This window comes from Psychrobacter sp. UBA3483, from assembly GCF_002377905.1.
Lineage (GTDB): Bacteria > Pseudomonadota > Gammaproteobacteria > Pseudomonadales > Moraxellaceae > Psychrobacter.
The window spans coordinates 15,424-35,923 of the sequence record NZ_DFQS01000037.1; the positions used below are offsets into that span (position 1 = coordinate 15,424).

Annotated in this window: 15 protein-coding genes; 14 read left to right on the top strand and 1 reads right to left on the bottom strand. The window is 46.1% G+C overall.

The features are described from left to right. Nucleotides 1-45: 45 nt before the first annotated feature. Nucleotides 46-2,079: a UvrD-helicase domain-containing protein gene (locus B2866_RS06125; protein WP_296191615.1), complete on the bottom strand. Its 2,034-nt coding sequence runs from the start codon at nucleotides 2,077-2,079 to the stop codon at nucleotides 46-48. Between the two features lie 982 nt (nucleotides 2,080-3,061). On the opposite strand from B2866_RS06125, the gene ndhC reads away from it, so the two are divergent. From ndhC to B2866_RS06195, 14 genes are all read left to right on the top strand, one after another. Continuing rightward, entirely contained in the window at nucleotides 3,062-3,673 is a 612-nt protein-coding gene (gene ndhC / locus B2866_RS06130; protein WP_296191617.1) for an NADH-quinone oxidoreductase subunit A, read from the top strand. A gap of 124 nt (nucleotides 3,674-3,797) precedes the next feature. After that, nucleotides 3,798-4,466: a NuoB/complex I 20 kDa subunit family protein gene (locus B2866_RS06135; RefSeq protein WP_296191619.1), complete on the top strand. Its 669-nt coding sequence runs from the start codon at nucleotides 3,798-3,800 to the stop codon at nucleotides 4,464-4,466. A 106-nt stretch (nucleotides 4,467-4,572) separates the two neighbouring features. Further along, entirely contained in the window at nucleotides 4,573-6,375 is a 1,803-nt protein-coding gene (gene nuoC / locus B2866_RS06140; protein ID WP_409520858.1) for an NADH-quinone oxidoreductase subunit C/D, read from the top strand. A gap of 130 nt (nucleotides 6,376-6,505) precedes the next feature. After that, on the top strand, nucleotides 6,506-7,015 hold the full coding sequence (gene nuoE / locus B2866_RS06145; protein ID WP_068406529.1) for an NADH-quinone oxidoreductase subunit NuoE: 510 nt from the start codon (nucleotides 6,506-6,508) through the stop codon (nucleotides 7,013-7,015). After that, nucleotides 7,012-8,436, top strand: a complete 1,425-nt coding sequence (gene nuoF / locus B2866_RS06150; RefSeq protein WP_068406526.1) for an NADH-quinone oxidoreductase subunit NuoF — start codon at nucleotides 7,012-7,014, stop codon at nucleotides 8,434-8,436. The genes nuoE and nuoF overlap by 4 nt, the downstream gene beginning before the upstream one ends. A gap of 10 nt (nucleotides 8,437-8,446) precedes the next feature. Then, nucleotides 8,447-11,536 carry an NADH-quinone oxidoreductase subunit NuoG gene (gene nuoG / locus B2866_RS06155; protein WP_296191623.1) on the top strand — a complete coding sequence of 1,030 codons (3,090 nt, stop codon included), beginning with the start codon at nucleotides 8,447-8,449 and terminating at the stop codon, nucleotides 11,534-11,536. A 49-nt stretch (nucleotides 11,537-11,585) separates the two neighbouring features. Continuing rightward, the gene (gene nuoH, locus B2866_RS06160) at nucleotides 11,586-12,581 is read left to right on the top strand and encodes an NADH-quinone oxidoreductase subunit NuoH (RefSeq protein ID WP_068406568.1); all 996 of its coding nucleotides are present in this window, start codon (nucleotides 11,586-11,588) and stop codon (nucleotides 12,579-12,581) included. Nucleotides 12,582-12,636: 55 nt separating this feature from the next. Then, nucleotides 12,637-13,185: an NADH-quinone oxidoreductase subunit NuoI gene (gene nuoI / locus B2866_RS06165; protein WP_068406521.1), complete on the top strand. Its 549-nt coding sequence runs from the start codon at nucleotides 12,637-12,639 to the stop codon at nucleotides 13,183-13,185. Further along, nucleotides 13,182-13,949 carry an NADH-quinone oxidoreductase subunit J gene (gene nuoJ, locus B2866_RS06170; protein WP_296191626.1) on the top strand — a complete coding sequence of 256 codons (768 nt, stop codon included), beginning with the start codon at nucleotides 13,182-13,184 and terminating at the stop codon, nucleotides 13,947-13,949. Before nuoI ends, nuoJ begins: the two co-directional genes overlap by 4 nt. 98 nt (nucleotides 13,950-14,047) lie before the next feature. Further along, the gene (gene nuoK, locus B2866_RS06175) at nucleotides 14,048-14,356 is read left to right on the top strand and encodes an NADH-quinone oxidoreductase subunit NuoK (protein WP_045445153.1); all 309 of its coding nucleotides are present in this window, start codon (nucleotides 14,048-14,050) and stop codon (nucleotides 14,354-14,356) included. A gap of 4 nt (nucleotides 14,357-14,360) precedes the next feature. Then, complete coding sequence (nuoL, locus tag B2866_RS06180; protein WP_296191627.1) at nucleotides 14,361-16,235, top strand: NADH-quinone oxidoreductase subunit L; 1,875 nt, start codon at nucleotides 14,361-14,363, stop codon at nucleotides 16,233-16,235. Between the two features lies 1 nt (nucleotide 16,236). Further along, complete coding sequence (gene nuoM / locus B2866_RS06185; protein WP_296191628.1) at nucleotides 16,237-17,865, top strand: NADH-quinone oxidoreductase subunit M; 1,629 nt, start codon at nucleotides 16,237-16,239, stop codon at nucleotides 17,863-17,865. A 3-nt stretch (nucleotides 17,866-17,868) separates the two neighbouring features. After that, nucleotides 17,869-19,347, top strand: coding sequence for an NADH-quinone oxidoreductase subunit N (locus B2866_RS06190; protein ID WP_296191629.1), 1,479 nt, complete (start codon nucleotides 17,869-17,871; stop codon nucleotides 19,345-19,347). Nucleotides 19,348-19,542: 195 nt separating this feature from the next. Further along, nucleotides 19,543-20,385 carry a ferredoxin--NADP reductase gene (locus B2866_RS06195; protein WP_296191630.1) on the top strand — a complete coding sequence of 281 codons (843 nt, stop codon included), beginning with the start codon at nucleotides 19,543-19,545 and terminating at the stop codon, nucleotides 20,383-20,385. The last annotated feature ends 115 nt before the right edge of the window (nucleotides 20,386-20,500 follow it).

Below are 20,500 nucleotides of genomic sequence, written 5' to 3' on the forward strand. Positions count from 1 at the left end.
AAGCGCGGTAAGCATAAGTCTAAGCGGCTTTTCTAAGAGCTAGGCTTAACGATTACCCAATAATGCCCGAATATTCGCCAAGTATTCATCAGCGACTTTTTCAGGGTCTTTGCTGGCTTTTTTCTTTTTTGCTTTGGCCGGCCAGTCGATATGATCTTCTGGTAGCTCATCTAAAAAGCGTGACTCAGAGGTGACGCGCATTTGCCCGCCTGCACGGCGCTGGGTGGCGAGCGTCAACGTCAGCTCACGGCGAGCGCGGGTAATACCCACGTACATTAAACGCCGTTCTTCCTCAACGGTTTCACTGAGGATAGAGTTGCGGTGCGGTAGCATTTCTTCCTCAAGTCCCATGATATAGACAAAATCAAACTCCAAGCCTTTTGCCGCATGTAAGGTCATGAGGTTCACTTTATTGGTATTCTCTTCTTCTTGCTGCTGCTCGAGCATGTCAAGGAGTACCAATTTACGAATAATAGTATCAATGGTACGGTCTTCATCTTCTTCAGCGCGATTAATCAATGACTGAATACTGGTATAGAGCATGTCGATATTATCGATACGATTTTTTTCTTGTTGCGGCGTTTTGGCGTCGCTACGTACAAAATCAATATAGCCGGTTTCATCAATCATTTGACGGACGATAGGCACAGGGTCGGGATGCTGATCGAGCTCACGGGTATAATGCTCGATAAAATCGCCAAACTCTTTTAAGGTACCATAGGCTTTTGACGGTAAGACGTGAGCAAGTCCAGCGTGGGTACAAGAGGCTAAAAGTGAAATACTATGCTCTTGCGAAAATAAACCAAGCTTTTCAAGGGTAGCAGGGCCCATACCGCGTTTGGGCGTATTGATAATACGCAAAAATGCACTGTCGTCTTCTGGGTTTAAAATCAGACGCAGATAACCCATGATGTCTTTGATTTCACTGCGGGCAAAAAACGACTGACCGCCCGATAATTTATACGGCACTTGCAGCTGACGCAATTGCGCCTCAAGCATCCGCGCCTGAAAGTTACTGCGATAAAGAACGGCATATTGTTCCCATTCATTACCAAAACGCAGTTTATGGGTGACGATCTCCTTTGCCACGCGCTCAGATTCATCATCGTCATTACGGCAATTAATAATGCGAATTTTTTCGCCTTGGCCTTTATCTGACCACAGTTTCTTTTCGAATAAATGCTCGTTATTGGTAATGACGGCGTTGGCAGAGGTCAAAATACGCGTGGTTGAGCGGTAATTTTGCTCAAGCATAACGATTTTTAATTTCGGGAAGTCTTCTTTGAGTAGTGCCATATTTTCAGGTTTTGCGCCGCGCCACGCATAGATAGATTGGTCGTCATCGCCAACAACGGTAAAACGCCCTTGCGGTCCGACCAGATATTTAATCATTTCATACTGGGCGGTATTGGTATCTTGATATTCATCGACCAATAAATAACGAATACGGTTTTGCCATTTATCACGTAGCTCAACATTTTCACGTAAGATTTTGGTTGGCAGTACAATCAAATCATCAAAATCTACCGCGTTATAAGCCCGCAAATTGCGCTCATATAAAGCATAAAGGGTGGCAAAGATCATATCTTCTGGATCGTCTAAGGTTTCCATGGCTTTGTCCGGCTCAATCAAATCATTTTTCCAGTCAGAAATCATTTTTATCGCTTTGCCGACCAGCTCGCGACTTTCAGCGCCGCTTAAATTGTCACGCATCATTAGCTCCATCAGCAGACGTTTACTGTCGTCGCTGTCCATGATGGAAAAATTGCCTTTAAGCGGCGTATGAATCAGCTCATAGCGCAAAAACTGCAACCCAAACTGGTGAAAGGTCGATACCGTCAGCCCGCGGGTTTTTTCACTCGGTAGCAATTTACTGACCCGCGCTTTCATCTCGCGCGCGGCTTTATTGGTAAAGGTCACCGCCGTGATGCGCTCGGCTGGCATGTTGCATTCTTCGATAAGATAGGCAATTTTACGGGTAATCACCGAGGTTTTACCAGAGCCTGCCCCAGCCAATACCAATAAAGGTCCTGAGACATAAAGCATGGCTTCTTGTTGTTTGGGATTAAGTTGACTCATAAAATGACCTGTAAGACAAAAGCAAAAAAGAAGATAAAACGGATTGTAGCATCGTTGACGAAAGGCGTTGTTAAGCAAAATATGATAAAAGACTGCGATGCTTGGGCTACAACGATGATTTTAATCAAACGCTACTTTTATTAAGATGATAATAAGGCAATAAGATAATAATAAAAATCATAACGTCAATGAGAATAGCATTTTTAATAAAGACGATATTTTCGGTAAAGTAGACCCAATAATAAAGGGTAACAAAATGTGTGTTCAAATAACGCCAAAGCGTCAAAATGAGGTGGGCTATTATAAAGCAAAAACCCTGTCTTTGGGTGAGGAGTTGGCAGTGGGTTTTGAGCCAAAAAAGTGTTTGCTTTGCGCAGCTTACACTATATATAGCAGCGTCCACATAAAAATTCAGATTCACACGTAATATAAGGTAACGTCTATAACATAGTTTATGGTAAAAAAAACATATTTTTTTTGCAGATAAAATGACCATTCAATGCAGTTAAAAACTAGCTTTTGATTGCCGATATGCGTATAGTACGTAAATAATTTATGCCAGTTGTCACGTCATTGTTGACCACGTGTATGAGCTATTAAATCAATTAAGTACGCCAATAAATACGATATTGATTTAATACGTTGATCTTACGTTGTTAAAAGATGCGTTGGGCGACCAGCCTTTTATCCGCGTGCATGCCGGAATATCTATAGTTGGTCATGTCTGACATCGTCGTCAATAAGCTTGATAATTGGTTATTACCAGCACAGTAGCTATAATAGTCATCGGTTTATCACAGTCCTTGAGTTGTTTAAATACATTTACTCAAATCAAATGACTTATAAAAGTGACTCAGTAACAGTGGCTTTATAGCGGTTACTTTGTGTTTTCGTCTGCGTTACGCTTATCGCCATTACCACCATCACTTGTGAGTATTCGCGGTGCGCTTGACACTCGATTGGGTGAGGAGCACGTATTATCATGTCTGCTTTTAATTGGTCAGCAATTGCTTTTATTTTAGCCGCCATTGGGCTAGTTGTCTTTATGCTGGTCGTTCCGCGCTTGCTTGGCGGTCGCTCTCAGGGCACACAAAAAGAAGAGATATTTGAAGCGGGTGTTGTCGGAGCTGGCAATGCCCGCATTCGTTTGTCTGCAAAATTCTATTTGGTGGCGATTTTCTTTGTCATCTTCGATTTAGAAGCGCTGTATTTATATGCTTATGCCGTGTCAGTACGTGAGACGGGCTGGCTTGGTTATGCAACCGCTGCGACTTTTATCATTGATCTATTGATTGGTTTGGTATATGCCTTGAGCTTGGGCGCCTTAAACTGGGCACCAGCGGATAAACGTCGTAAACAAGCGCGTTTACATGCGGCGCCAGCAGGTTTCAATTTGGCAGATATTACCAAGTTCGATGGCGTTGATGAGCTAATGGTTGACCCAACACGCAAGATACCGGCGCAGTCTTCAGGACAAATTAATGTCTCAAACAATATTGAGACTAATCGTCGCCATTTACAAAATATCGATCATATTAATACCACGGGTAATGTGACATCAGTGGATTTTGCCACTGCTGCACAACAAGACTAGCTTTAAGTTCATTGCTTTTAGCGCTCTAATTTACCCCTAAATCGTCATTTATTAATAATAGAAGTTATGGTGCTAGTGATGATAAATACTTGTCACGCAGCGCTTAAAATAAAGGTTGTATGTTATGAAATACACATTAACAAAAGCCAACCCTGATGCAGATACCTATCCTGCACAGACCAGTCAAACGGTCAATGACCCTATCGAAGAAGAAGTTAATAAAAACGTCTTTATGGGTCGTCTTGAAGACCTTGTCCATTCAACAGCAAACTGGGGGCGCAAGCACTCACTGTGGCCATTTAACTTTGGTACCTCTTGCTGTTATGTCGAATATGCCACCACCTTAACCGCCGTACACGATTTGTCACGTTTTGGTGCCGAAGTTATCCGCGCCTCGCCCCGTCAGGCAGACGTCATGATTGTCGCTGGTACTTGCTTTGTAAAAATGGCGCCGGTTATTCAGCGCCTTTATGAGCAAATGCTGGAGCCAAAATGGGTCATCTCGATGGGCGCGTGTGCCAACTCGGGCGGTATGTATGATATCTACTCAGTGGTGCAAGGCGTCGATAAAATCATTCCTGTCGATGTCTATGTGCCTGGTTGCCCGCCGCGTCCAGAAGCCTTGATTCAAGGTTTGATGCTGCTGCAAGAGTCGATTACCAAAGAGCGCCGTCCGCTGGGTATTCATGTCAATGAGCAGGGCATTTATCAGCCGCAAATGACGCCTGAGCGTGACCGTAAACAAGCGGACCGTATCGCGGTGAAAAACTTGCGTAGCCCAGACAGTATTTAGTTTATTAGCTCAGTGGTTCATAATTCTTAGAAGTGCGCGTACGCTTATCACAGCTCGGTTATGATTAACATAGCTCGGTTATGATTAATGAAGGAAGACATCATTCATGGTCACGGTAGTTGAAAACATCGATCCTAATAACATGGATCCTAACAACAGGGATAAGATTAAACCTGTCCCAGCAGTTATCAAAGAGCTGGAAGAAAAATATGCTGGTAAGTTTGTCGTCCAGCACACGGTGGATGAGATTCCAACGGTGTGGGTGGCGCGTACCGACTTATTAGACGTCCTATTATACCTGCGTAAATTGCCAAAACCTTACGTTATGCTCTTTGACTTATCCGCGATAGATGAGCGCTTGCGTCAGCATCGTCAAGGTTTGCCGGACAGTGATTTTACGGTGTTTTACCACTTGATGTCGCTTGAGCGGAATAGTGATGTGCGTATCAAAGTCGCGCTTAGCGAAGACGACCTCAATGTACCGAGCGCGACCAAGATTTGGCCAAATGCCAACTGGTATGAGCGCGAAGTCTGGGACATGTTCGGCATTGTCTTTAGCGGCCACCCGCATTTAACCCGTATTTTATTGCCAAAATATTGGGAAGGGCATCCGCTGCGTAAAGAATATCATGCGCGCGCGACGGAATTTACCCCGTATTTCTTAAATAACGCCAAGCAACAATACGAGCAAGAAAATCTACGTTTTGTCCCTGAAGAGTGGGGCATGAAACGCTCGGGCCGTGATGAAGACTTTATGTTCTTGAACATCGGTCCTAACCATCCATCGGCGCACGGTGCATTCCGTTTGGTCTTGCAACTCGATGGCGAAGAAGTGGTCGATTGTATTCCTGATATTGGCTATCATCATCGCGGCGCTGAAAAAATGGCTGAGCGTCAAACGTGGCACTCCTTTATTCCTTATACCGACCGTATTGACTATCTCGGCGGCGTGATGAATGAGCTACCGTATATCATGTCGGTTGAAAAGCTTGCCGGTATCACCATTCCGCCACGCGCTGAAACCATCCGCGTGATGATGAGTGAGTTTTTCCGTATTACCAATAACTTGCTGTTCGTCGGTACCTTTATTCAAGATGCCGGTGGTATGACGCCAGTTTTCTATATGTTTACCGATCGCCAAAAAGCCTATGACGTCATCGAAGCCGTGACCGGCTACCGTATGCACCCAGCGTGGTTCCGTATCGGTGGTACAGCACACGATTTACCGCGCGGTTGGCAGCGTTTGGTTCGTGAGTTCCTAGATTGGATGCCAAAACGTTTGGATGAATACGTCAAGGCGGCACTACAAAACAGTGTGCTAAAAGGTCGTACCCAAGGCGTTGCCCAATACAATACCAAGCAAGCATTGGCATGGGGCGTTACCGGTGCAGGTTTACGTGCCACAGGTTTGGATTTTGATTTGCGTAAAGCGCGTCCGTATATGGGCTACGAGAATTACGACTTTGAGATTCCAGTCGGCTATAACGGTGATGCTTATGATCGCTGTATGGTAAAAATCGAAGAGATGCGCCAGTCGCTACGTATCATCCGTCAATGTATGGATAATATGCCGCAAGGTCCTTATAAGGCGGATCATCCATTGGCCGTACCACCGCCAAAAGACCGTACCTTAAACGATATCGAGACTTTGATTAATCACTTTATCTCGGTTTCCTGGGGTCCTGTGATGCCAGCGGGTGAATGTACAACCATCGTTGAGGCCACTAAAGGACTAAATAGCTATTACATTACCTCAGATAAAGCGACGATGAGCTATCGTACTCGTATCCGTACGCCGACATTTGCGCACCTGCAGCAGATGCCATCGGTGATTAATGGCTCATTGGTATCCGATGCCATTATGTATTTGGCGTCGATTGATATCGTCATGGCCGATTGTGACCGTTAAGTGCTAGATGTTAAATATTAAAAGTAAGACACGTTTCATTAATATGTTATCGCCAGACTGGCACACCAAAACGCTGTTGCTGCACCAAGCGCTATATAAACAGTGGGCTGAGTGAGGAAAGAAGAAGATTATGAGAATTGTTTCCGATAAAATGCCAAAAGTAGATGTGGCAAGTATCTTAACCGCAGAAGAGATTGCGGCTATCCATGAGTTTATGCATCATTATCCTCATCCACGGGCAGCGTCTTTAGATGCCCTAAAAATCGTGCAAAAGCGTAACGGCTGGGTCGATGATGCGCAAGTTAATGCCATCGCTAATATTCTAAATATCCCTGTGACCGACATGGATGGAGTGGCAACTTTCTTTAACCGTATCTATCGTCAGCCGGTCGGTCGTAATGTCATCCTTATTTGTGACTCAGTGGCTTGTTATTTAACGGGCTACGAAGCGCTGGCGGCTGAATTAAAAGCGCAGCTGGGCATCGACTATGGTCAAACCACTGCTGACAACCGCTTTACGCTATTGCCGATTTGCTGTTTGGGCAACTGTGACAAAGGTCCTTCTGTATTGATTAACGAAGACACTTATGGTCCAGTGCAGCCTACCGAAGTCGCCCAATTGTTGGAGCTATACGCATGAGTTTAACCATTTCAGAGCAGATTGCTCGTCGCGGTCAAGGCAAAGCGCCAAGCCAGTTAAATGACCAGCGCATTCCTGTTTATGGCGACAAAGCAACCGCTACCAGTGAAACCAAACCATTAACATGGCGCCTTGCCCATCACGATGCGGTATTGGATTTAGCCACTTATGAATCGCTACGCGGATTTGAAGCCTTAAAGATGGCTTTAAACCAATCACCAGACGATACTTTGAATACCATTAAAGAAGCAGTGGTCAAAGGTCGTGGCGGTGCAGGTTTCCCAGCTGGTATCAAATGGTCGCTGATGGCACCACCGGATGGTGGTCCACGCTACTTAGTCTGTAATGCCGATGAGATGGAGCCGGGCACGTTTAAAGACCGTCTCTTGATGGAGCGTCTACCGCTACAGCTTATCGAAGGTATGCTGATTTCTGCCTATGCGATTGGGGCAACGGCCGGTTATATCTTTATTCGCGGTGAATATATCTTAGCAGCAGAGCGTCTAACGGCGGCGCTTGAAGAATTGCGTGCCAATAATTTGGTCGGCGACAATATCTTAGGCTCAGATTTTAGCTTTGATTTGCACGTTCATACCGGCGCTGGTCGTTATATTTGCGGTGAAGAAACCGCTTTGATTAACTGTCTTGAAGGTCGCCGTGCCAATCCGCGTACCAAACCGCCATTTCCACAAGTGGCAGGTGCATGGGGACGTCCGACCGTCGTTAATAACGTTGAAACTTTGCATAACGTTTCAGCGATTATTTTGCATGGTAGCAAATGGTATCAAGATTTGCCCAAAGCCAAAGGCGTAGTCGAAACTCCAGGCACCAAGCTATTTGGGTGTTCAGGTCTGGTTAATGATCCTGGTCTATGGGAGCTACCATTTGGTTATACGGCGCGTGAAATTATCGAAGATTTTGCTGGCGGTATGCAAGAAGGTAAAAAGCTTAAAGCATGGCTGCCGGGCGGCGCATCGACTGACTTTTTAACCGCTGAGCATTTAGATACCGTCGTCGATTTTGACACCATTCAAAAAGCTGGTAGCCGCATGGGTACAGGGCTAATCATGGTCGTTGATGAAGAACAAGATATGGTGCCATTACTGCGCAATCTTGAGATTTTCTTCCAACGTGAATCATGCGGTTGGTGTACGCCATGTCGTGATGGTCTACCGTGGGGCGTTAAATTGCTCACCGCCATTAACGACGGTCAAGGTCAAATCGGTGACGTTGAAAAATTAGAAGAGTTGACTCGTGACTTATGGATCGGCAAAACCTTCTGCGCGCATGCGCCGGGTGCGATGGAGCCACTGATGAGTGCTATTAAATATTTCCGTCCTGAGTTTGACCAAAAAATTGCGCAGGCGGTTGGTGAAGATGTCATTGAGGCTGCAGCCAATCAACAGCCAGAAGTGAAATAAGGAGAGCGGCATGGCAGTCATACATATTGATGGAACCACTGTCGAAGTAGATAGCAGCGACAACTTGCTCCAAGCATGCTTGTCACTCGGCATTGATGTGCCGTATTTTTGTTATCACCCAGCCTTAGGTTCAGTCGGCTCTTGCCGTCAGTGCGCGGTCAAGCAATACCAAAATAAAGAAGATATGGAAGCGGGTCGCGGTCGCCTGGTGATGTCCTGTATGGTCGCCCCTAGCGATGATATGTACATCTCGGTCACCGATGATGAAGCCAAAGCCTTTCGTAAGTCGATGGTTGAGCTATTGATGGTCAACCACCCACATGACTGTCCAACTTGCGAAGAAGGTGGACATTGTCATTTGCAAGACATGACCTATATGTCAGGTCATAGCCGTCGTCGCTATCGTTTTACCAAACGTACCCACCATAACCAAGAGCTTGGTCCGTTTATCGCCCATGAAATGAACCGCTGTATCGCTTGCTATCGCTGTGTGCGTTTTTATAAAGACTATGCAGGTGGCGAAGATTTGGGTGTTTATGGCTCAAACGAGCGCGTTTATTTTGGTCGTGATAAAGACGGACAGTTCGAAAGCGAGTTCTCAGGTAACCTAACCGAAGTTTGCCCAACGGGTGTGTTTACTGATAAAACTCACTCTGAGCGTTATAACCGTAAATGGGACATGCAATACGCGCCAAGCATTTGTCATGGCTGCTCAGCGGGCTGTAATATCTCAGCGGGCGAGCGTTATGGTGAATTGCGCCGTATCGAAAACCGTTATAACGGTGAAGTAAACCGCTACTTCTTATGTGACCGTGGTCGCTTTGGTTACGGTTATGTCAACCGCGCAGACCGTCCAACGCAACCACTCGAACGTATCAATGACAAGCATGTCAAAATCAATATCGACTATGCGCTTGATGAAACCATCAAACGTATCAAAGGTAAAAAAGTCATCGGTATTGGCTCACCACGTGCCAGTCTTGAGACCAACTTTGCGCTAAAAAATATGGTCGGCTTTGATAGCTTCTCAACCGGTCTAAACCATCAGCAGCAAGCACTGGTCAATAAATGTATCGAAGTCTTAAGCACCGAGGGTATTTATAACCCAGGTATGGCTGATATTGAAAGCCATGATGCGGTATTGGTGCTGGGTGAGGATATTACTCAAACCTCATCGCGTGTGGCGCTATCGATTCGTCAAGCGGCAAAAAACGAAGCGATTAAAATGGCAGCGGCGACCAAAACCCAATCGTGGCTGGCTGAGCCCGTCAAACGTATTGGTCAAGGCGTCCAAAGCCCAGTATATATTATCGATGTTATCCAAACTAAGTTAGAAGATATCAGTAAAGTCAGCGTCGTTGCGACCCCGGAAGATATCACTAAGCTTGGTTTTAAAGTCGCCGATGCGATTGCTAATCTTGCAGATGATTTAGCGCAAATAGCAGATGCACAAAGCGCACAACAAGATGCTGATGATGCGAATACTGATGGTATGCAAGCGCTAGCCCAGCAAATCGCTTATGACTTAATCCAAGCGGATAAACCCTTGGTGGTTTCGGGTACTAGCTTATCGTCGACTGCGTTGATAGAAGCAGCGGCGCAAATCACTCAGGCACTGACCCAAAAACGTGCGGCGATTAAAGCCACTGAACAGCAGCAGGTCGAAGCGCATAATGCTAAGGTCGAAGCTGCTGAAGCACAAGCAGCAACGACGCAGCAAAGCGAAGACAAAGACTTGTCTGCCAAGCCGAACAAACCAGAAACCGGCGTTGATACCGAGTCGCAAGACGATGTCGAGCGTGAGCCTGCAACCAAGCTTGAGCTAAAAGAGGTCAATAAAAACTATCACGCGCAAGCGGGTATTTATTTAGCGGTTCCTGATGCCAATAGTATTGGTGTTTGTATGCTTGGTGGTCAATCGGTCGAAGAGTTATTGGCGACTGATTTTGATGTGGTTATCGTGGCTGAAAACCAGCTAACCGATGCCATTGATGCGCATAAATTAACCCAGCTATTGGCGGACAAAACGGTTATTGCCCTTGACCATCAATTGCTTGATTGGCATAAAGACGTCGATATCGTTTTGCCAGCCGCAAGCTTTGCGGAAGCAGACGGTACGCTTATCTCTGCTGAAGGTCGTGCGCAGCGCTTCTTCCAAGTTTATGATAACGAATATTATCATCCAATGAGCAGTATCAAAGAAGGCTGGCGCTGGTTGCATGCCGTTCATAGCAGCTTAGAAGGTCGCGATGTCGACTGGACGCTGCTTGATGATGTCATCAATGCTCTAATCGCTACCCATCCTAAGCTTGCTGGTATTAAGGATGCGGCTCCTGACGCCGATTACCGCATGACTGGTCTAAAAATTGCCCGTCAGCCGCGTCGCTACTCAGGTCGTACCTCGATGCGTGCGCCGGTATCTGTGCATGAGCCGATGCAGCCAAAAGATTTGGATACCGGCTTAACCTTTTCAATGGAAGGCTATAGCGGTAAGCAAACGCCAAGCTCGATGATTCCTTTTGCCAGTGCGGCCGGTTGGAACTCACCGCAAGCGTGGAATAAATACCAAGATAAAGTTGGTGGCAGCCTTAGAAATGGTGATCCAGGCGTCCGTTTATTTGATCGCTTAGAGCGCCTAGCCACGCGTCAATACGTTGCGCCAGAAGCACTGTCTGCGACGACCACAGATATGCAGCAAGGACAAGCCAAACTGGTGCCAGTTTATAACCTGTATGCCAGCTCGATGATGGCATCACGTAGCCCCGTGGTTGCTGAGCAATTACCGCTAGCCACTTGGCGCGTCGGTATCGACGATGCCAAAGCATGGGGTCTTGCAGCGGGTGATTACCTAGCGATTGAAATTGATAAACAGCAAATCACTTTACCTATTGAGCTCGTTGGTTACTTAGCAGAAGGCTGTATCGGTTATCCGGTTGGGCAGGTGAGTATCATCCATCCTTCTATGCCAGCGTCAGTACGCAAAGTCGATGCGCCAGTGACGATGATGGGCAGTATGGCAACTGATAATGCTGTCACAGCCAACAACAATAACCGCGCCACGCCAATAAACAGCGCGCCGATCACCACACAGGAGGTGTAATTTGCAAGTTACCCGTATTATCCCTGATGTGCCAAGCTTTTTGGCTGGTATGATGACCTTTGATAGCTGGTCGATACTTTTTATGGTCGTGCAGGCACTGGTTATCTTCTTAGTGGTGGTGATTGTTGCGGCATTGATGATTGTTTATGAGCGCCGCATGCTAGCGCTTTGGCAAGACCGTTATGGTCCGAACCGTGTCGGTCCATTTGGCTCATTGCAACTGGTTGCCGATATGCTCAAAATCTTCTTTAAAGAAGATTGGACGCCAAACTTTACCGATAAGTTTATGTTTACCTTGGCGCCAGCGGTTGCCATGTTTACCGCCTTGGCATCTTTTGCCATTATTCCTATTTCGCCAACCCTTGGAGTTGCTGATTGGGATATCGGCATTTTGTTTTTCTTTGCCATGGCAGGTATTGCAGTTTATGCGGTGATGTTCGGTGGTTGGGCGTCTGCCAATAAATTCTCACTACTTGGCGGCTTACGTTCCGCAGCGCAAACCATCAGTTATGAGGTTTTCTTAGGCTTATCATTGATGGGTGTTGTAGCCTTAACAGGCTCATTTAACCTACGTGAAATCGTTGAATCGCAAATTGACGGCTGGTATATCATTCCGCAGTTTTTTGGCTTTTTAACCTTTGTCGTGGCGGGTGTTGCCGTCACCCATAGACATCCATTTGATCAGCCAGAAGCCGAGCAAGAGCTTGCTGAAGGTTATCATGTCGAATATTCTGGCATGAAGTTCGGTATGTTTTTCATCGGTGAATATGTCAACGTCGTGCTGATTTCTGCGTTGATGACCTGCTTGTTTTTTGGCGGTTGGCTTGCGCCGTTTAATTTAGATATTCCTTTTATTCCACCAGCTTTTTGGTTCATGATTAAAACGCTATTCTTTATGACCATGTTTATTTTGGCTCGAGGCTCACTCATGCGTCCGCGCTATGATCAGGTGATGAACTTTGGCTGGAAAATCTGCCTGCCGGTAACTTTGATTAATCTATTGGTAACCGCCGCAGTGATTTTGATTTTTTCCCCAACGTTATAGTCATTACTAGCCATCACTGATGAACTAGGGTAAAGCTGATAAGGATAATAATCCCATGTTTACTACGATAAAAAAGACCGTCATTGGTATGTTTACCATTGTCCGCAGTATGTGGATGGTCAATAGTCATGCAATCAGGCCGCGTGACACCATTCTTTATCCAGAAGAGCCGGTGCCAGTACCGCCACGCTTTCGTGGCCGTATTGTGCTGACGCGTGACCCTGATGGTGATGAGCGCTGCGTTGCTTGTAACTTATGTGCTGTAGCCTGTCCGGTTGCCTGTATCTCTTTGCAAAAAGCAGAGCGTGAAGATGGGCGCTGGTATCCAGAATTTTTCCGCATTAACTTTTCGCGTTGTATCTTTTGCGGTTTGTGTGAAGAAGCCTGTCCGACGACGGCGATTCAGATGACGCCTGATTTTGAGATGGGCGAATATGTCCGTCAAGACTTGGTTTATGAAAAAGAGCATTTGCTGATTTCTGGACCGGGTAAATATCCCGATTATAACTATTATCGCGTGACGGGTATGGCGGTAGCAGATAAACCAAAAGGCGCGGCGCAAAATGAAGCGGCACCGATTGATCTAAGGAGCTTGCTACCATGATGAATATCTTAAACAGTCCTGAATTGGCAGGGTTTTATGCGTTGGCAGCGGTGGCAATATTTGCCAGCTTGCGCGTGGTGACTCTCGCCAATCCAGTGCATGCTATTTTATCGATGATTGTGTCGTTATTGGCCATCTCAGGTATTTTCTTTGTCTTAGGTGCGCCGTTTGCTGGTGCGCTTGAAATTGTTGTTTATGCCGGTGCCATTATGGTGCTGTTTGTATTCGTTATCATGATGCTAAACCTTGGCATGAGTAATGATGAGCGTGAAGAGCGTTGGCTTGATGCTGGCACTTGGGCGGTACCGACGGGGCTTACGATTATCATCGCAGTTGTGCTGTATGCGATGATAGGTCTTAATCATACCGATACGGCAATGATTGGTGGTACGACGATTTCAGCCAAAGCCGTCGGTACGGTGCTATTTACCAAATACGTTATGTTGGTCGAAGTGGCAGCATTGCTACTATTAGCCGCCTTAGTTGCCGCTTATCATTTGGGTAAAGAGTCTATCGATGATGAGATTATCGGTCACGGCGCTCAAGGCTATGATAAAGGACACAGTAACAAAGCAAGCCAAGCATCCAATCCAAATGTCGCCAGTATCAAACATTACGATGAACATGGTATGCCTATCGATACTGATACGCTAAACAAGGCTGAACCATACGAATATAAAGAGGTTGACCCGCTTGACTATGTCGGTATGAATGTCGGTAAGCAGGCGGATATACAAAAAGTCACGCGCAAGGAGTCAGACTGATGGTACTAGCAGCGAGCGTGGCACAGGAGGTTGCAAATGTGCCGTTTGCCCACGAGGTGGCAGGCTTTGTGCAACCTGTTACTGAGGCGCAAAATGTACTGGGTATGATACCCATGAGCCATGGATTGATTTTGGCCGGTATTTTATTTGCAATCGGTCTGTGCGGTGTCATGGTACGGCGTAATTTCTTATTTATGCTGATGAGCCTTGAAATCATGATGAATGCGACGGCTTTGGCATTTGTGGTCGCCGGTAGCCGCTGGGTCGATCCAGATGGACAGATTATGTTTATCTTTATTTTGACACTAGCAGCAGCAGAGGCAGCCATTGGTTTGGCAATATTATTGCGGTTTTACCATCAGCGTGGGCATCTCGATGTCGATAGCGCCAATGAGATGAAAGGATGATGTCATGAGTTTATTACCATTAACCTTTATATTCCCGCTCGTTGGCTTTTTGATTTTAGCCTTTATGCGCGACAAATTAAGCGAGCAGGTGGCAGCGATTGTTGGTGTCGGTAGCATGCTGCTATCAGCGCTATGCACGCTGATGGTCAGCTACACCTTTTTGACCAGTAATCCTGCCGGTACAGTCATCGAGATTCCGCTATGGACATGGTTCCAAGTTGGCGATTTTGCACCAAGTTTTGGCTTAAGCTTTGATGGCTTGGCATTGACGATGACGGGTGTGATTACCGGTATCGGCTTTTTGATTCACCTGTTTGCCGCCTGGTATATGAAAGGTGAAACAGGCTTTGCGCGCTTTTTTAGCTATATGAACTTATTCGTCGCCAGCATGTTGTTGCTGGTATTGGCCGATAACTTGTTCTTACTTTATCTTGGCTGGGAAGGCGTCGGTATCTGTTCGTACCTTTTGATTGGTTTTTATTATCAAGACCGTGCCAATGGTCGGGCAGCGATGAAAGCCTTTACCGTCACCCGCGTTGGTGATGTGTTTTTGGCTTTTGGTTTGTTTTTATTATTTCGCGAATTTGGCACCCTGCATATTCAAGAGATTATTACCCGCGCGCCAGAAATCTTTGATATCAATAATCCAATAATGATTTTGACCACTATTATGCTCGTTGGTGGCGCAATGGGTAAATCAGCGCAGCTGCCCCTACATACCTGGCTTGCTGATGCGATGGCAGGTCCAACACCTGTATCGGCACTGATTCACGCTGCGACCATGGTTACCGCGGGTGTGTATCTGATCGCACGTCTGCATCCGTTATTTCTCCTTACCCCAGGCGTACTCTTGTACTGGGTTGGGGCAGTCGGTGCGTTGACGCTCGTCGTTGCTGGATTTTGTGCGTTGGCACAAACGGATATTAAACGTATCCTTGCTTATTCGACCATGAGCCAGATTGGCTATATGTTCTTGGCACTCGGCGTTGGCGCATGGCAAGGGGCTATTTTCCACTTGATGACGCATGCTTTCTTTAAAGCCTTGCTATTTTTATCATCAGGTGCGGTCATTCTTGCGGTCCATCATGAACAAAACATCTTTAAGATGGGCGGTTTACGCAAAAAGATTCCTTTAGTGTTTTGGTGTTATATCGTCGGTGGCGGTGCGCTTGCTGCGATACCTTGGGTTACCGTTGGTTTCTACTCTAAAGAAGCAATTCTGTGGGAAAGTTATGCCACTGGTCACCAAGTTTTATTCTATATGGGTGTATTCGGTGCCTTCTTAACCGCGCTTTATACCTTCCGTATGATTTGGATTATCTTCTTTGGTGAAGAAAAAACTCCTGCGCATAAACTGTCTGGGGTGTCATATTGGCTACCTTTGACGGTACTATTGGTATTATCAACCGCCGTTGGTGCGTGGATTACGCCGCCATTACAAGGCGTCTTGCCAGAGAGTGTTGGGCACTTGTTAGAAGTAGCGGGTCAAGCGCATGATAAACATACGGCGGAATATATCGCCATGGGTGCCATGCTTGCAGGCCTAATTATCGCGGCATTCTTATATGTCGCCGATAAAGGTCGCATGCTGACCCGCTTTAAGGAGACCTCTATAGGTGCAGCGTTATATCATTGGTGCTATCACGGTATGGGCTTTGATGCGCTATACGATATAGTTTTTGTAAAACCCTTTTTGTTCATCGGCCGCTTATTTAAAGCCGACCCTATCGATAAAACGTGGCTTATTTTGCCGAAACTGGCATCTGCTGGTAACAAGGTATTGTCTGCGACGCAAACAGGGTCACTTCGAGGTTACGCTGCAAGCTTTGGCTTGGGTGTGGCTGTGCTGTTGGTGCTGGTAATGATGACGGTGGTATAAGATGATAGAGTTACAACAAACGTGGATGCTACCAGCATTAATCGCAATTCCTTTTATCGCAGGGTTGCTATGTTGGTTGGTCGAACGCTTTAATAAACGTCTGCCGCGCTGGATTGCTCTAATCGGTATGACGTTAACCTTTGCCTTGTCACTGGTATTGTGGCAATACGGCGATTATAGCGGCATGAGTAGGCAGGTGATTGCGCCTCAGGCAAACGTGCCATGGGTTGCAGAATTTATGGTGCCATGGATACCAAGCTTTGGTATCAGCTTTCATTTGGCACTAGATGGCTTATCGCTGCTGATGGTTGGTTTAACAGGTCTGCTAGGTATTGCGGCAGTTGCCTGTTCGTGGAATGAGATTCAACGCCGCGTTGGTTTCTTCCATCTTAACCTTTTATGGAGCTTGGGCGGCGTGATTGGCGTGTTCTTAGCCATTGACCTGTTCTTATTCTTCTTCTTTTGGGAGATGATGCTGGTTCCGATTTACTTCTTGATCGCTATTTGGGGTCATGATGTGGTTGGCGGCAAGACCAAAGAATACGCGGCAACCAAATTCTTTATTTATACCCAAGCCTCTGGTCTTATCATGCTGGTCGGTATTTTGATATTGGTCATTATCAGCTATGCGCAAAAAGGCATGGTCAGCTTTAATTATAATGACTTACTCGGCACCTCACTTGGTGGCTGGGAATATCCGATCATGCTGTGCTTCTTTCTTGGTTTTGCCGTTAAGTTACCGATTTTCCCTTTTCACGGCTGGCTACCTGACGCCCATGCGCAGGCGCCAACCGCAGGTTCGGTGGATTTGGCAGGGGTTTTAATTAAGACCGCCGCTTATGGTTTGATTCGTTTTGTCATACCGTTATTCCCAGCAGCGTCACAAGATTTTGCTCCGATTGCGATGACCTTGGGTACCATAGGTATCTTTTACGGGGCATGGCTGGCCTTTATGCAAACTGATATGAAGCGCTTACTGGCTTATACCAGTATCTCGCATATGGGTTTTGTGGTCTTAGCCATTTACGCGGGTACCTTAATTAGCTTGCAAGGTTTGATGATTCAAATGCTGGCGCACGGTTTAAGTTCGGCGGCACTGTTTATTATGGCAGGGCAGTTATACGAGCGCTTGCATACGCGCGATTTGACTTTGATGGGCGGTATGTGGGGTCAGTTCCGTTATTATGCACCGATTCTGATGTTCTTTTGTGCCGCTTTACTTGGTATTCCAGGTACCGGTAACTTCATCGGCGAGTTCTTGATTTTATTTGGCGCCTTTGCTGATTATCCCGTGTTTGTGGTGTTTGCGACCTTTAGCTTGGTATTGGCAGGGTTATACTCGCTTATCTTGATTCACCGTGCCATGTTCGGTAGCAATAATATTAAAGAAGTGGCGTTACGAGAGACCGAAACCCATGGTTTGCCTTCACGTCCATTAAAAGATTTGGGTAAGCGCGAGCTGTCGTTGCTACTGATGCTCGCAGCAGGTTTGGTCTGGCTCGGTCTGTATCCACAGCCGTTCCTTGATACTTCAAGTCACGCCATGCAGTGGATTAATAACGCATATATGTACAGTCAAGTGACACAAGTAGACGCATCGCAGCTGCTTGATGCAATGGAGGCACGTTAAGTCATGAATGAATTTACGACGAATGATTTGATGGGGCTGATGCCTTATGCGCCAATCATTGCGGTAGTATTGACAGTATTGGTAGTGATGATTGCCATCACCATTAAGCGCTCACATATGGTAATCGGTACCATTTCGGTGGTTGGTTTAAACATAGGGCTGTTTGCCTTGCTTGGGCAAATGACTGGCATCATCGATAGCGGTACGCTTGTGCCAACGGCTGAGCAGTTATTTGTGATTGATAACTTTGCCCAGTTTAATATGGTGGTCATCTTAATCTGTGCTTTGGCCTGTTTTACGCTGTCTTATGCCTATCTAGCTGATTTAGATGATCATAAAGAAGAGCTGTATTTGCTTATGCTGCTATCGACTGTTGGTGCGCTTTTGATGGTCAGCGCCCAGCATTTAGCCTCATTCTTTATGAGCCTTGAGATGCTGTCGATTCCGTTATACGGCATGCTGGCTTATACCTATATGCGTAAGCGCTCGCTTGAGTCGGGGCTAAAGTATTTGGTGCTCTCAGCCACGGCATCAGCAACGCTGCTGATGGGTATGGCATTTATTTATGCAGAAGTGGGCTCGCTCGCTTTCAAGCCTATCAGTATGACGTTGGTCGATCTCTTTGAGTCGCCACTATTAATCGTCGGTACAGCGATGATGATGTTTGGTATTGCTTTTAAACTGTCTGCTGCGCCATTTCATATATGGACGCCAGATGTGTACGAAGGCGCACCAGCACCTGTCGCTACTTATTTGGCATCGGTCACCAAAGTGGCGATGATGGCACTTGCTGTTCGCTTCTTGATTGATACGTCGCTATTGGCATTGCCATCAGTACAGATGCTGCTCATGGTTATGGCCACCTTGTCGATACTAGTAGGTAACTTATTAGCGGTACGTCAGACTAGCCTTAAGCGTCTGCTTGGTTACTCGTCGATTGCTCATATGGGCTATGTGCTTATCGTGATTGTCAGCATTGGCTCAGCCGCTGATAGTATCTCAAGCATGTATATGGCGATTTATGCCTTTACCTCTATCGGTGCCTTTGGTGTTGTTACCTTGATGTCGAGCCCGTATCGCTTGGCGGGTGAAGCAGATGAATTGACCCATTATAAAGGGCTGTTCTGGCGTCGTCCGGTATTGACCGCGGTGATGACCATTATGATGTTGTCATTGGCAGGTATTCCATTGACCGCAGGCTTTATCACTAAGCTGTTTGCGATTCTTGCCGCCGTTCAAGGTACCAACTGGTTCTTGGCTGGCATGATTATCTTGGGTAGTGCCATTGGTCTGTTTTATTACTTGCGTGTCATGCTCACGCTATTTAAACGTCCGAAACAATTTATTGAATTTGACGTCTCAAAGCAGTGGGGCTTGCGTACGGGCGGTATCATGGTTATCGCCGTCACCGCCATCATTCTCTTCTTTGGTATATTGCCGAATAGTATGATTGAATGGGCAAGTTTGGCTCGTATTTGGTAAGTGTAAAATATGAGCAGAGGTTTTCGATATTGAGAACCGCTGCTTATCGATAATGACGGTTAGAAAACCAAGATGCGCCAGCTTTATGATAAGCTTGGCGCATCTTTTGTTTTAGAGCCTTTAAAAAGTCAAAAACATAGCCATCTATAACCATAAGCAATCATAAATCATAAAAAACGAGGGTGAATCATTATTATGAGTGACAATATTCAAAAAGTAACAGTGCTCAGTAAAACCACGTGGACGCCCAATCTCTTTAGCTTTACCGTCAGTCGTCCTGATAGTTTTAAATTTACCGCAGGGCAATTTGTGCGTTTGGGCGTTAATCCCAGTCAATTAAACTACTATAAGCAATTGAGTAAAGTAGCTGATGCTGAAGAAGACGAAGACCTGAACGAAACATTGGATGAGGATATCTTCCGCGCGTATTCAATCGTCTCTTCACCCTTTGATGAAATCCTAGAATTCTTCTCTATTGTTATCCCTGATGGCGCCTTTACCTCGCAGCTGCAACACCTAGAAGTCGGCGATGAGCTATTACTCAACACCATGCCGTTTGGCTTTTTAACTTTAGCCCGTTATCAAAAACCACTGCCAAAAGACTTATGGTTGCTGGCGACAGGTACAGGTTTAGCGCCTTTTTTATCGATGCTGCAAGACTTAAAAACCTGGGAAGACTACGAGCATATCGTCTTGGCTTATAGCGCGCGCTCGATAGAAGAGCTCGCTTATATTGAGAAGATTGAAAGCTTACAAGAAGATTTTGGCTCGTTGGTGGATAATCCAGCCAAGCTTATCTTTATTCCTATCGTTACCCGCGAGCCTGTCGAGGGCGCATTAACTGAGCGCTTGCCAAAGCTATTATTAGATGGAACGCTACAAGAGCGCGCTGGCATTGATTTGGACGTCGATAGTACACACGTGATGCTATGCGGCAACCCAGAAATGGTCGAAGATACAAAAGAGACATTAAAGAGCTTAGGCTTGGTGATGAATCGCCGCGGCGAGGGCAATATCGCGGTGGAAAACTATTGGTAGGCGGATGATTGCTACAAGTTGATAGAGTCAGTATTCATTAAAAAAACGCCAATGCTTAAAGATAATCGTCTTTAAGTATTGGCGTTTTTTGTAGGCAGCGTTTGGAAGGCTTTTA

What these genes read in the sequence shown, in the direction of transcription:
- ndhC (WP_296191617.1), top strand. Translation starts at nt 3,062, where the DNA reads ATGTCTGCTTTTAATTGGTCAGCAATTGCTTTTATTTTAGCCGCCATT.
- nuoL (WP_296191627.1), top strand. Translation starts at nt 14,361, where the DNA reads ATGAGTTTATTACCATTAACCTTTATATTCCCGCTCGTTGGCTTTTTG.
- B2866_RS06195 (WP_296191630.1), top strand. Translation starts at nt 19,543, where the DNA reads ATGAGTGACAATATTCAAAAAGTAACAGTGCTCAGTAAAACCACGTGG.
- nuoF (WP_068406526.1), top strand. Translation starts at nt 7,012, where the DNA reads ATGAGTTTAACCATTTCAGAGCAGATTGCTCGTCGCGGTCAAGGCAAA.
- nuoH (WP_068406568.1), top strand. Translation starts at nt 11,586, where the DNA reads ATGATGACCTTTGATAGCTGGTCGATACTTTTTATGGTCGTGCAGGCA.
- nuoC (WP_409520858.1), top strand. Translation starts at nt 4,573, where the DNA reads ATGGTCACGGTAGTTGAAAACATCGATCCTAATAACATGGATCCTAAC.
- nuoG (WP_296191623.1), top strand. Translation starts at nt 8,447, where the DNA reads ATGGCAGTCATACATATTGATGGAACCACTGTCGAAGTAGATAGCAGC.
- B2866_RS06125 (WP_296191615.1), bottom strand. Translation starts at nt 2,079, where the DNA reads ATGAGTCAACTTAATCCCAAACAACAAGAAGCCATGCTTTATGTCTCA.
- nuoE (WP_068406529.1), top strand. Translation starts at nt 6,506, where the DNA reads ATGAGAATTGTTTCCGATAAAATGCCAAAAGTAGATGTGGCAAGTATC.
- B2866_RS06190 (WP_296191629.1), top strand. Translation starts at nt 17,869, where the DNA reads ATGAATGAATTTACGACGAATGATTTGATGGGGCTGATGCCTTATGCG.
- B2866_RS06135 (WP_296191619.1), top strand. Translation starts at nt 3,798, where the DNA reads ATGAAATACACATTAACAAAAGCCAACCCTGATGCAGATACCTATCCT.
- nuoJ (WP_296191626.1), top strand. Translation starts at nt 13,182, where the DNA reads ATGATGAATATCTTAAACAGTCCTGAATTGGCAGGGTTTTATGCGTTG.
- nuoM (WP_296191628.1), top strand. Translation starts at nt 16,237, where the DNA reads ATGATAGAGTTACAACAAACGTGGATGCTACCAGCATTAATCGCAATT.
- nuoI (WP_068406521.1), top strand. Translation starts at nt 12,637, where the DNA reads ATGTTTACTACGATAAAAAAGACCGTCATTGGTATGTTTACCATTGTC.